The sequence below is a fragment of the Methylosinus sp. PW1 genome (assembly GCF_000745215.1).
GTDB lineage: Bacteria > Pseudomonadota > Alphaproteobacteria > Rhizobiales > Beijerinckiaceae > Methylosinus.
The window spans coordinates 2,312,683-2,324,256 of sequence record NZ_JQNK01000009.1 but is presented as its reverse complement, the minus strand read 5'-3'; the positions used below and the strand labels follow the sequence as shown (position 1 = coordinate 2,324,256).

At 66.2% G+C, this 11,574-nt stretch carries 10 protein-coding genes; 6 read left to right on the top strand and 4 right to left on the bottom strand.

The annotated features are described in order from the left end of the window. Nucleotides 1-80 precede the first annotated feature (80 nt). Nucleotides 81-1,193, bottom strand: a complete 1,113-nt coding sequence (locus K369_RS20635) for a PAS domain-containing protein (protein WP_198033171.1) — start codon at nucleotides 1,191-1,193, stop codon at nucleotides 81-83. Nucleotides 1,194-1,684: 491 nt separating this feature from the next. Beyond that, a complete protein-coding gene (locus K369_RS20630; protein WP_036293795.1) occupies nucleotides 1,685-2,362 on the bottom strand; it encodes a response regulator transcription factor in 678 nt (225 codons plus the stop codon). A gap of 651 nt (nucleotides 2,363-3,013) precedes the next feature. On the opposite strand from K369_RS20630, the gene K369_RS20625 reads away from it, so the two are divergent. Continuing rightward, on the top strand, nucleotides 3,014-3,304 hold the full coding sequence (locus K369_RS20625) for a hypothetical protein (protein WP_036293793.1): 291 nt from the start codon (nucleotides 3,014-3,016) through the stop codon (nucleotides 3,302-3,304). A 7-nt stretch (nucleotides 3,305-3,311) separates the two neighbouring features. Here the strand turns inward: K369_RS20625 and K369_RS20620 are convergent, their stop codons facing one another. After that, on the bottom strand, nucleotides 3,312-4,571 hold the full coding sequence (locus K369_RS20620; protein WP_036296069.1) for a NupC/NupG family nucleoside CNT transporter: 1,260 nt from the start codon (nucleotides 4,569-4,571) through the stop codon (nucleotides 3,312-3,314). 211 nt (nucleotides 4,572-4,782) lie between these two features. On the opposite strand from K369_RS20620, the gene K369_RS26705 reads away from it, so the two are divergent. After that, nucleotides 4,783-4,947, top strand: a complete 165-nt coding sequence (locus K369_RS26705; protein WP_156968000.1) for a hypothetical protein — start codon at nucleotides 4,783-4,785, stop codon at nucleotides 4,945-4,947. A gap of 37 nt (nucleotides 4,948-4,984) precedes the next feature. Here K369_RS26705 and K369_RS20615 read toward each other — a convergent pair whose 3' ends face one another. Next, complete coding sequence (locus K369_RS20615; RefSeq protein ID WP_051949437.1) at nucleotides 4,985-6,700, bottom strand: adenylate/guanylate cyclase domain-containing protein; 1,716 nt, start codon at nucleotides 6,698-6,700, stop codon at nucleotides 4,985-4,987. A 50-nt stretch (nucleotides 6,701-6,750) separates the two neighbouring features. Between K369_RS20615 and K369_RS20610 the strand changes: the two genes are divergently transcribed. From K369_RS20610 to K369_RS20595, 4 genes are all read left to right on the top strand, one after another. Next, nucleotides 6,751-7,440: a Crp/Fnr family transcriptional regulator gene (locus K369_RS20610; protein WP_036293791.1), complete on the top strand. Its 690-nt coding sequence runs from the start codon at nucleotides 6,751-6,753 to the stop codon at nucleotides 7,438-7,440. Nucleotides 7,441-7,498: 58 nt separating this feature from the next. Continuing rightward, nucleotides 7,499-8,650: an FIST N-terminal domain-containing protein gene (locus K369_RS20605; protein WP_036293789.1), complete on the top strand. Its 1,152-nt coding sequence runs from the start codon at nucleotides 7,499-7,501 to the stop codon at nucleotides 8,648-8,650. Between the two features lie 19 nt (nucleotides 8,651-8,669). Beyond that, nucleotides 8,670-9,548, top strand: coding sequence for an aldo/keto reductase (locus tag K369_RS20600; protein WP_051949436.1), 879 nt, complete (start codon nucleotides 8,670-8,672; stop codon nucleotides 9,546-9,548). Between the two features lie 112 nt (nucleotides 9,549-9,660). Next, entirely contained in the window at nucleotides 9,661-11,484 is a 1,824-nt protein-coding gene (locus tag K369_RS20595; protein ID WP_036296058.1) for a patatin-like phospholipase family protein, read from the top strand. Nucleotides 11,485-11,574: the final 90 nt, after the last annotated feature.

Below are 11,574 nucleotides of genomic sequence, written 5' to 3'. Positions count from 1 at the left end.
GAGCTGCCCCATGTTTCGAAGGGCCAAAGATTATGGGCATTTCCCGATGACAGGCGAGCGGCTACAGCCCATCGCCCCCGTTATCCACAGGCCGTGTCGGCCAAAGGGAGAGCGAGCCGAAAGGCGGAGCCGCCCCCATGCGCTTTCTGCGACGAGAATCGCGCGCCATCAGCCTCGACGAGCGCGCCCGATCTCGCCGGCTCTGCGGCGGCGCGCGGATCGCCACACGGCGCGATCGACGCGGCGCCGGCGTCGCTTATCTCGATGGCGATCTCGCCGTCCCGCGCCGATGTGACGATGATCAATTCGCGACGGGACGCGGCGATCGCCGCCTGCGCGGCCGCCCGCAGGAGATCGCTCACCTCCTCCTCGATCTGCGCCCGATCGCCGATCACGAGATCGCGCTCGGCGCGCAGACGCAGCTCGGCGGAAACCCTATCGCCGAGATCGCCGCGCATCGTCTCCCACGCCTCGCGGATCAGCGGATGCAGCGCGATCTCCGTCGGCGCGCATGATTCATGCGTGAAAAGCTCACGCCAATCGCCGACGAGCCGCGCGGCCCGATACAATTGCGCGCCGGCGCGGTCCATGGCCGCGAGCTGCTCCTCCGACTGCGCGCCGCCGCCGAGCGTCGCGCGCCGGCGCGCGGCCTGGAGATAGGCGGCGGCGGCGGTGAGCGGCTGATTGATATCATGGGCGAAGCCGATGGCCCGGAGCTCCAGCCTCCTCAGCCGCTCGGCCTGCCGACGCAACTCCTGCGCTTCGGCCGCGTCCTGCGCGAATCCCACGCCGCGCCCGCGCCGCTCGTCGAGCGCGACGAAGCGGATCCGCAGCCGCGCGCGCGCGCCGTCCTTGCGCACGAATTCCGTCTCGACGCTGTTCTCGGCCGGCGACAGCAGCCGCGTGGCGGCCCGCCAATCGATACGGCCGGCGGCGAGATCGGCGCGCTCATAACCGGTCATGCGGAGAAATTCGTCGTTGGCTTCCGTCACCTCGCCGCCCTCCTCCCAGCAGAAGGCGCCGACCGGACCATTCTCCCAGAGCACGCGCGCGCAAGCGTCGCCCGCGTTGAAATCGGCGTTGCTCTCGGAGCGTGAACGAAGGCGGCCGAGCAGAGCGAGCGCCGCCAAGGCCGCGGCCACCGCCATAGCGGCGGCGAGGCCGCCGATGAGAGCCGAGAATTGCGTAGCCATATCAAAGGATGCGGAACCGACCGGCTCTCCGACCGAGGCCTCCGAGCCGAAACACGCCAGCAAGGCGGCGGCCGCGAGCGCCATGCCGAATCCGCCCGGCCGATGCGCGGCGAATTCGCGGCGCCGAACGAAATGATTCCAGAGAGCGCGAAGCCCGGCCCCGGCAGTTGCGCCCATCCGTCGCGGCGCGCCTGCCGCATCCCGTGAAAACCATATGCTCGGCACAAGCAATTTCCGACAATCACCGAATGCGACGCACGCAAGACTGGCCCAGAAGATTTATTTTGGCAATCCGTCCGATCGATCGGCCGAAGATGAAAATTATCCCATAACGCCATGACATTCCGGCGAAGCAGCGCAAAAAAGCCCGAGCGCAGGCCCATGGAAAAGCGAGAGCGGCAGGAACGCCGTCACCGGCGGAGCGAGATAGACGACGAGCGGGCACAGGATTCAGTAGAAGACGAGCCGCGCCGAGAGCGATTGCGTGAGCTTCATTCCTGGGCGCTCCGAATGAGATAGCCTATGCCGCGCGCGGCGTGAATATCGGCGCGCGCGCCTTGGTTCTTCAGGCGCTGGCGCAGGCGGTGGATCAGCATCTTCAGCGCGTCGACCTGAGCGGCGTCCTGCGCGCCATAGATCTCCTCGAGCAGAGCGGCGCGCGTCACCGCGAGACCGGCGCGGCGCATCAGCGCGCCGAGCAGGACGAGCTCCAGCTTGGGCGCCAGAAACTGCCGGCCATTGACAAAGCCCCTCTGCTCGTCGAGCTCGAAGCTGAGCGCGCCGACCTGCACCGAGGGGACCGCCTGCGGTCCGGGCCGGCGCAGAACGGCGCGAATGCGCGCCATCAGCTCCTCTGGATCGAAGGGCTTGGTCAGGTAATCATCGGCGCCCGCGTCGAGTCCTTCGACCATCTCGTCTATGCCGCGCATGGCGGTGAGCATCAGCACGCGCATGTTGGGCCGATCTTCGCGCACCGAGCGGATGATGGCGACGCCGTCGCCGTCCGGCAGCCGCCGATCCAGCAGCATGACGCCGTAATCGACCGCCTCGATCGCCGCGCGCGCCTCGGCGACGGCGCCGACGATATCCGCGACAAAGCCGGCATGGACGAGCTTTTCTTCCAGCAGAGCGGCGATCTCCGCCTGATCTTCGACGATCAACACACGCATCGGCTGTCCTGTCGCCCTCATGAGCATTGTCGCGGTCTCCCCGGCGGAGCCGCTTCGCCTCTTTGCGCCGTTGGTCGCCGCAGGCCCTGGTCGGCTTCTAAGCCGACGCATCGTATAATGCGTTACTAATATGTAAATATTATATTCGTGGTAGGCGGAGAGAAGGCCATATCTCGTCATTGGCCGCCACATGAGCACTGAAAGCTTGCCAGTGTGGAGATTGCGGCGCCCAGGAGCGGCCCGCATCGCGATTTTGCCGAATATTCGGCCCGCAGGAGCATGCCGCTATATATCGAGGCGATCTCGCCGCCGTCGAGAGAGCGCTCATCGGCGCTGGTCTATTTCTTCTTTGTTTCTTATAACTTTTCCAAATTATCGTCGCGGCGAGCGAATGCGCGACGACGCCGACGAGGAGATTTTTCCTCCGCAGGCGCGATTCACAAAGTAACGTTTCTCAGACTTCGACATGCGGCTGAAGTCATATTGTTCGCCGTCGACGAGCGCCCACCCTGCGGAAATCTGCGCGCGCCGGCCTCGCACCCGTCTTGCGCTATGTCGCCGGCTTGCCCTGGCGCCGGCGGCGTGGCCGTCGCGCTGTTTCAGCGTGAGCGAATCTGCTAGAGCTGCCATCGATAGAAAGGTTCTTCGAAAATGGCGCGCATCTTTCTCCTCTCCCTCATCCTGGCCGGGATCGTCTCGCTGACCGACGGCTTCGCCCCCAGGGCGGCGCTGGCCGGACCGAATGTGCCGCTGTGCCTCGCGATGCAGAATAATTACAATGAATGCGTGCGCCACGAGCGCGCGCGGGAGCGTCGTCGCTACGAGGAATATGAGGACGAGTGGGGCCGTGGCCCGCACGGGCACGGTCACGGGTATGGGCGCCGGCGCCACTCGGATTGCGGCGCCTGGCTCGTGCAGCTGAAGGCGCAAGGCTGCTTCTGAGCGGCCTTCAGCCGCCGATCAGCAATCCGGCGGTCGTGGCGCTCATGCAGGTGGCCAGCGCGCCGGACAGAATGGAGCGCAAGCCGAGACGCGTGATCTCCGCGCGCCGGCCGGGCAGCATCACATTCAGCCCGCCGACGAGTATGCCCATGCTGCCGAAATTGGCGAAGCCGCAGAGCGCATAGGTGAGAATCAGCCGGCTGCGCGGCGACAGCGCCTCCGCGTCGAGCGCGCTCATGTCGCGATAGGCGACGAACTCATTCACCACCGTCTTCGTCGCCATCAGCGCGGCGGCTGCCGGCGTCTCGCTCCAGGGCACGCCGATCAGCCAGACGATGGGGCGGAAGGCATAGGCGAAAGCGAGCTGCAGGCTCGGCGTCTCGCCGCCCAATTGCGGCAGATGCGCGAGCGCCATATTGGCGAGCGTCACCAGCGCGATCGTCGTCAGCAGCATGCTGACGACGCCGACGAGCGGCCCGACGCCCTCGGAGACGCCTTTGACGATAGCGTCGAACGCCCCTGTCGGCGGATTCTCCACGGCGAGCCGCGCTTCGGCATTGTCCTTAAAGATATCCCAGGGCGACATGACCGCGGCGACCGCTATGGCGGCCGGCGTCGCGATCACCGAGGCGATGAGAATATGGCCGAGCGCATCCGGCAGGAAAGGCGCGACGAAGCCGGCGTAGATCACCATGACCGTGCCGGCGACGCCGGCCATTCCACAACTCATCAGCGCGAACAGCTCGCCGCGCTGCATGCGCGCGAGATAGGGGCGGATCAGCAGCGGCGCCTCGATCATGCCCACGAAGATGTGAACGGAAGCGCCTAGCGCCAGCGCGCCCGACAGCCCCATCGAGCGCCGCAGCAGAAAGGCGAAGCCGCCGGCGACGCGCTGCATCACGCCCCAATAGAAGAACAGCGAGGCCAGCGCCGAAATGGTCAGCACCATGGGCAGCGCCTTGAAGGCGAGAATGAAGCCGGCGCCCGGCGTCTTCTCCTCGAAAGGCGCGGGGCCGCCGCCGAGATAGCCGAAGACGAAGCCCGAGCCCGCCTCCGTCGCCTTCTGCAGCGCCTCGGCGGCGTCATTGGCGAGCAGCACGGCCTGCTTCGCCGGCGGGAAATGCACGAGAACCAGCGCCGCCGCGAATTGCAGCGCCAGCCCGCCGAAGACGACGCGCCAGGGTATGCGGCGCCGATCCTCGCTGACGGCGCAGGCGATGAGCAGGAAGCAGAGAAAGGCGAGACAGGAACGAGCGATATCCGCCATGGACTGCGTTTCTCCGATCGGCGCGGGAGGGCCGCCGAAGCGATGCAATTTTCAGGTCCAGACGCGGTCGGGCGCGACAGGCTCGTCCGCTCGGAACATTTTCCGCGCGACCTGTGGCCTTGGCCACATCCCTCAACGGCGAACCGAGCGACATTTCCCGAGCGGACGATGTTTTGCGACCGCGTTCCAACACTCATCCAGGGAGGATGACATGAATCTCGATCTCTCCAATTTCCATTTTCCGGCCGGCGTTCGCGCAAAGGCTCTGACGCTGGTCATCGGCTTCGCGATCGGCGCGATGGCTCTGTCGCTCGGCGGCTGCACTTGCGCCGACGCAGATGGAAACGAGGTGGCCTGCCCCGACGCCTACTACTGAACGAAAGAAGTCTCCCTACGGGGACGGGCGTGGCGGCTCAGACGACCGCCTGCTCGCCGCCGGCGACCCAGCGCTCGAAATCGCCGAGCTTCTTGAACGGAAAGGCGGGGAGCGCGTCGTCGCGGCCGCGGATCGGGGCCTCGACGATAGCACGCGGCGGCCGCAGCCCCGCGGCGTCGCAGGTCTGCGACGAGACGAGCGCGACGCAGTCCATCTCCTTCGTCAGCGATTCGAGCCGCGCGGCGATATTGCCGGTGTCGCCCAGAAACTGCAGCGACTGCCGGTCCGTCGGGCCGACGGCGCCGACGATGGCGAGCCCGCTGTGCAGGCCGACGCCGAAGGCGAGCGGCGCTTCGAGATCATGCGCGAAATCGCGGCTGACGCGGCGAATGGCGCGCCATACCCCGCTTGCCGCGCGCAGCGCCGCGCGGGCGCCCTCGTCGGCGTCGCCGTCCAGCCGAAACAGGCTCATGACGCCGTCGCCGGCGACGCTCGTCACATGGCCGCCCTCCGCCAAGATCGCATTGGTCGTCGCGCGAATGTAGGAGTCGACGATATAGATCGCGTCATAGGGCAGGCGGTTGGCGGCGAGCTTCGTCGAGTCGCGCAGATCGACGAACATGGCCGTCACGAAGAGCTCGCGGCCCTGGTCGAGAAGAACGCAGAGGCCGTCGAGCGGGCTGTCGGCCGGCAGCATGGGATAGACGCCGATATCGCAGCTCGGCCGCGTCTGGCAGGCGAGGCGCACGCCCTCCGGCGCGCCGATCTGCGCCAATGTGGCGCGCTCCGCCGGGCCGGGCGGCGGCAGCTCCGACGCGCCATAGAGCACGCGAATGCGGCAGGTGGAGCAGCGCGCGCGTCCGCCGCAGACGGAGGCGTGCGGAATGCCTTTGAAGCGGCTGGCCTCGAGCACGGAAAAGCCGAAAGGCGCACGAACGCTGCGGCCGTCGCGATAGTCTATGCGCACCGTGTCGAACATGCGCTCGCGCATGTTGCGCAAGGCGCGCAGCAACAGCACGACGGCGAGCAGCGCGAGATAGGAAATCTGCAGACAGAGGATGATCGACGCGAGCATTGCCGGCACATGCGCATGCGGCGATCCTTTCGCCGGCGGGCCATGCGCCTCCATCACCGCCTCGTCCATATAGGCGCGCAAGATCAGCTCCCAGCCGGAGTTGAGCAGGCCCGCTATGGCGAGAACAGGTAGAGCGAGCGCGAGAAGAAGAAACAGAATCGCGCGGCGGCGATACCAATCGCGATAGCGCAGCCACATGTGAATGCCGATGCAGCCATGCGACCAGATGAGGACCATCAGCAGAAATTGCCGCGGCAGGCCGAAGGTCGGATCGCTGATCCAGAAATGATAGAGAATGCGAAAATAGGAATCTTCCAAGCCGAAGGCGAGCACGGCGACGCGCGTGTCGGTGACATGCGGCGCGAGCAGCAGCGGAATGGTGAGGCCGAGGCCGAGCTGCCAGGCCTCTATCGCCGGCATGCGCAAATGCCGCCGACGATAGAGCGCGAAAAGGCCGAGCGACATGTGAAAGGTGAAGCAGAAGAGCAGCAGAGCGACGCCGAAGCTGCTGCGCCAGGGCGCGAGAATGACGCCGTGCCCGATAGCCTGGAGATTGTCGAGGAAGAACAGCCCGGTCGCATGCGAGATGAAATGGCAGGCCGCATAGATGAAGAGCGTGAGCCCCGTGGCGAGGCGCGTGCGGCGCTCCAAATCGAAGTTGACACTCCAAAGCGACATGGACCATCCTTTGAAACGCTGACAAGACGAAATTTTCAGGAACGCGGGGCATGATACGAAAAAGCCAGACGCTTGCACGCGTTAGTTTGTTCCGCTCGCTTTCCAAGGAGGAGATCGCCCAGCTCGACGCACGATGCGTGTGGCGCCGCGCCCAGGAAAAGGAATGCATCCTCAATTATAAGGACGACACCGCGGATATCTACTTCGTCGCCTATGGCGATGTGCGCGTGTCGATCCAGAGCGTCGCCGGCAAGGATCTGATGCTGCGCGTCATCAAGGAGGGCGAGTTTTTCGGCGAGCTCTCCGCGCTCGACGGCAAGCCGCGCTCTGCGGCGATCCATGCGATAACCGACACGGTGATCGCGCGTATGAGCCCTGCGATCTTCCGCGAGGTGATTCATCGCTATCCCAATGTCTGCGATCAAGTGCTCGAGACGCTGACCGGCGAGGTGCGCCGCCTCACCACGCGGGTCAATGAATTCACCAATCTCGACGTGCGCGGGCGCATTCACGCGGAATTGCTGCGGCTGGCGCGCAGCGACAGCGGCGGCGAGAATCGCGGCGTGATCTCGCCCGTTCCCACCCATGCGGAGATCGCCGCCCGCGTCAGCACGCATCGCGAGGCGGTCACGCGCGAGCTGAACCGGCTCGAGCGGGCGGGACTGCTGGAGCGCCGCCGCGGCGCCTTCGTGCTGCTCGATCTCGCCGAGCTCTCGGCCTCCGTCGAGGCGGCGCGGTAGCGAGTCTCTCCCGCGGCACGGTCGTTGCTACCCGCGCAAGGACGCGAGGGAAGAGACCATGAGCAAGTTCATTTACGCCCATGCCGGCGACGCCGACTGGAAGAGCGCCTTGGCCTCCTGCCTGGAGCAGATCGAACGACAACGGGCCGACGCGCCCGCGCCCAATCTCGGCTGGTGCTATCTCACCGACTATTTCACCCAGGCGGCGAGCGACATTTTGGCGGCGCTGCGCGCGCGCCTGCCCGGCGTCCATTTCGTGGGGACGGTGGGGGTCGGCGTCGGCGCCGAGGCGGTCGAATATTTCGACGCGCCGGGCCTCGCGATCATGCTGGCCGATCTTCCCGCCGAGGCTTTTGCGCTGTTCTCCTCGCTCGAGGCGCTGGAGGGGACGCCCAAGGGCTTCGAGCCCTTCACCGCGCTGGTCCACGCCAGCGGCGGCACGCCCGATCTGCAAGCCAAGCTGGAAGCCGCGAGCGCCAAGCTCACCACCGGCTATCAGTTCGGCGGCCTCTCCTCGGCGCGCAACAAGGCGCTGTGCATCGCGGATGAGGTGCTGGCCGGCGGCTTCACCGGCGTCGCCTTCGGGCCGCAGGCGACCGTGTTCTCGCGCGTGACGCAAGGCTGCCAGCCGATCGGCCCGCTGCGGACCGTCACCCGCGCGCAGGGCAATTACCTCGTGACCTTGGACGAGAAGCGCGCGCTCGACTGCGTGCTCGAGGATATGGAGCATACGCTCGACATAGACGACGCCGCGCTACGCCTCGAGCTGGCGCAGACTCTGGCCGGAATCGTCGCCACTGGCGAGGACGCCTCCGCCAAGCCCGGCCAGTTCGGCGCCAATACGGAAGTGCGGCACATTGTCGGCGTCGGCCGCAAGGGCGGGCTGCTGATGATCGCCGAGCAGATAAAGGACGGCATGCGGCTCGCCTTCTGCAAGCGCAACGCCGAGGCGGCCAAGCATGATCTGCTGCGCATCGTCGCGGAGGTGCGCGCCCAGGCGGAGGCCGCCGGCGGCATGAGAGGCGCGCTCTATATCAGCTGCTCGGGGCGCGGCGGCCCGCATTTCGGCGAGCCCAACGCGGAATTCCGCATGGTTCACGAGGCGCTGGGCGGCGAGACGCCCTTGATCGGCTTTTTCGCCGGCGGCGAGATCGCCCGCCATCATCTCTACGGCTATACTGGCGTGCTGACGGTTTTCGCCGGCGCCTGAGAAAGAGGAAGCCCCCAAAATGAGCGCCGAGCCGCGCGGCGAGGATCCGAGCCGGATCGTCTCCGCCTCCGGGGTTTCCATGCCCCGCATCATCTATGGCACGGCCTGGAAAAAGGAGCGCACCGCCGCGCTGGTGGAAGAGGCGCTGCGGACCGGCTTTCGCGGGATCGACACCGCCTGCCAGCCCAAGCATTACAATGAGCCGGGCGTCGGCGAAGGTCTGGCGGCGGCGCTCAGCGCCGGGCTCGCCCGCGCGGATATTTATCTGCAGACCAAATTCACGCCCTTCGGCGGGCAGGACCCGGAAAACATCCCCTATGACGCCGCCGCTCCGATCGGCGAGCAGGTGCGGCAGTCCTTCGAGGCGTCGCTGCGCAATCTGCGCGTGGACCGTCTCGACGGATTGGTGCTGCACTCCCCCTACCCGGACGACAAGGACACTCTCGAGGCCTGGCGCGCGATGGAGAGCCTGGCGGCGCAGGGCGGCGTGCGCCAATTGGGCGTCAGCAATTGCTACGAGCCGGCGCGGCTGAAGATGTTGTGGAAGAAGGCGCGGGTGAAGCCCGCCGTGATTCAGAACCGCTTCTACGCCAAGACCGGCTATGACCGCGAGATTCGCGCTTTCTGCGCAAAGCACAAAATTTTCTACCAGAGCTTTTGGACGCTCACCGCCAATCCCGAAACGCTGGAGAAGCCGGAGCTCGTCGCTCTCGCCGAAAAATATGGGCGCGGCCGGGCGCAGATTTTCTTCCGCTTCCTGACGCAGCAAGGCGTTCTGTGCCTCACCGGCACGACGTCGCAGGAGCATATGCGCGACGATCTGGCGATATTCGACTTTTCCCTGACCGCGAAGGAATGCGCGAGCCTGGACGCTCTGCTGACCAGCGCGCCCGCCTGAGCGGCGTCGAAAGCGCGCGGAAACCGCCCTTGCATTCTCACGCTCGGCCGAAGATCATGCGGCGCGAGCGCGGGGGCGCGCGACGCGAACGCATCGGGGCGACTGTATTTCCATGTCGAAGACGCTCGTTTCGGAAGATCAGAGTTTCTGGCAAGACCTCGACGACGAGGATCGCAATAAGATCAAATCCTGCGTGCAGTTGCGCAGGATTGCGCGCGGCGAGGCGCTGATCGAGCTCGGCGCGCCGTCGGAGACGCTCTATATCGTCAATTTCGGCCAGTTCGGCGTGGTCAACGCCGCCGATGGCGAGATTGTCGCCGAGATCGGCAAGGATCAGCTCATCGGCGAGATGGGATTTTTCACCCGCGACCCGCGCGGCGCCGGCGTCGTCGCCATGCGCGACTCCGAGGTGCTGGAGATCGACCGCGCGCAATTCGACGCGCTGGTCGCGCAATTCCCCGATATGCAGCGCGCAGTGACCCGCTCGCTGGCCCGGCGCCTCGCCCGTCTCGGCGAGATCACGCGGCGCAATTTCCGCCAGAGCAGCCGTGTGCGCGTGATCGCGCTGATCGCCGCGGGCGGGGGATCAATCCCCGAAGGTTTCAGCGCGCGCCTGCTGCAGGCGATCAATGCGCGCGCCCGCGGCTGCGCGCGCGCCTCCGCCGACGCGCGCGCACATTTCGCGGATGGCGCCTTCGACCGCTACGCCGTCGCCGATTGGCTCGGCGCGCTCGAGCAGGAGAACGACTTCGTTCTCTGCGTCGCCGATGGCGAATTGAACGAATGGACCCGCGCCGTTCTCAATTCGGCCGATCTGCTGATCATGGCGGTCGCCGACGGATCGCCGGCGCTCGATCCGGTCGAGGAGTTCGCCTTCACTCTCTTTCCCGCCAATCGCCGGCGCATCGTCAGGCTCTATCCGCATCGGCCGCAGACGCAGGAGCCTTCCGCGCCCTGGCTGCGCGAGCGCGAAGTCTTCATGCTGCATCATGTGGCGATGGATTCGGGCGCGGATTTCGATTGTCTCGCGCGCTTCATCACCGGCCAGGCGATCGGCTTCGTCGCCGGCGCCGGCGGCGCGCTCGGCCTCGCCCATATCGGCATCGTAAAAGCCTTTCAGGAGGCGGGCGTCGTCTTCGATATTTTCGGCGGCAGCAGCATCGGCTCCGGCATGGCGGTGGCCTTCGCGCAATTGAAGACGCCGGAGGAGGTGGAGGCGGCGATTCACGAAATCTTCGTGCAGAACGCCGCGCTGAAGCGCCTCACTCTGCCGAAATTCGGCCTGCTCGACCATACGATTCTCGAGGCGACGCTGGCGCAATCCTACGGCTCCATCGCCTTCGAGGATTTGTGGCGGCCGAGCTTCGCCATAGCGACCGACCTCTCCACCTATACGATGCGCGTGATCCGTTCCGGCCCCACATGGCAGGCGGTGCGCGCGTCCTGCGCCATTCCCGGCGTGCTGCCGCCCTTCTTCGACGAGGACGGCCATATGCTGGTCGACGGCGCCGTCTCCGACAATGCGCCGATCGCGCCCATGCATGGGCTGAAGAACGGCCCCAATGTCGTCGTGGACCTGCGCAATTCCGATCCGCGCCTCTATGATTTCGACTATCGCGCGCTGCCCGGCCGCAACGAGCTGCTCGCCTCCATGCTCAATCCACTGCGCCGCAAGCCATTGCCCGATTGCCCGTCGCTGGCGGCCGTCATTCAGCAGGCGGTGTTCAGCAATATTCGCGAGAAGCCGGCCTTCTCCGGCGCGCTCGATCTCACCGTGCAGCCGCCGGTCTGTCCCGGCGCCAGCTTCATGACCTGGGACAAGCACCGCGAGGTCGCCGAATTCTCCTACAAATGGGGTCTCGAGACGATCGCCCGGCTGGAGGCGGAGGGAAACCCCGCCCTCGCCGAGATGCGCCGCCTATCGCAGCCGAGCTGAACGCGCGAGCCTCGGTCGATCGCTTCGCGCGGCGCCGGCCGCCTTCCTTCTCCCCGCTATGCGCTATCGATCACACACACAGCGAAACAC

Bases quoted from the DNA above. Each gene is read 5' to 3' on its own strand.
- K369_RS20635 (WP_198033171.1), bottom strand. From the start codon at position 1,193: ATGGCTACGCAATTCTCGGCTCTCATCGGCGGCCTCGCCGCCGCTATG.
- K369_RS20630 (WP_036293795.1), bottom strand. From the start codon at position 2,362: ATGCGTGTGTTGATCGTCGAAGATCAGGCGGAGATCGCCGCTCTGCTG.
- K369_RS20625 (WP_036293793.1), top strand. From the start codon at position 3,014: ATGGCGCGCATCTTTCTCCTCTCCCTCATCCTGGCCGGGATCGTCTCG.
- K369_RS20620 (WP_036296069.1), bottom strand. From the start codon at position 4,571: ATGGCGGATATCGCTCGTTCCTGTCTCGCCTTTCTCTGCTTCCTGCTC.
- K369_RS26705 (WP_156968000.1), top strand. From the start codon at position 4,783: ATGAATCTCGATCTCTCCAATTTCCATTTTCCGGCCGGCGTTCGCGCA.
- K369_RS20615 (WP_051949437.1), bottom strand. From the start codon at position 6,700: ATGTCGCTTTGGAGTGTCAACTTCGATTTGGAGCGCCGCACGCGCCTC.
- K369_RS20610 (WP_036293791.1), top strand. From the start codon at position 6,751: ATGATACGAAAAAGCCAGACGCTTGCACGCGTTAGTTTGTTCCGCTCG.
- K369_RS20605 (WP_036293789.1), top strand. From the start codon at position 7,499: ATGAGCAAGTTCATTTACGCCCATGCCGGCGACGCCGACTGGAAGAGC.
- K369_RS20600 (WP_051949436.1), top strand. From the start codon at position 8,670: ATGAGCGCCGAGCCGCGCGGCGAGGATCCGAGCCGGATCGTCTCCGCC.
- K369_RS20595 (WP_036296058.1), top strand. From the start codon at position 9,661: ATGTCGAAGACGCTCGTTTCGGAAGATCAGAGTTTCTGGCAAGACCTC.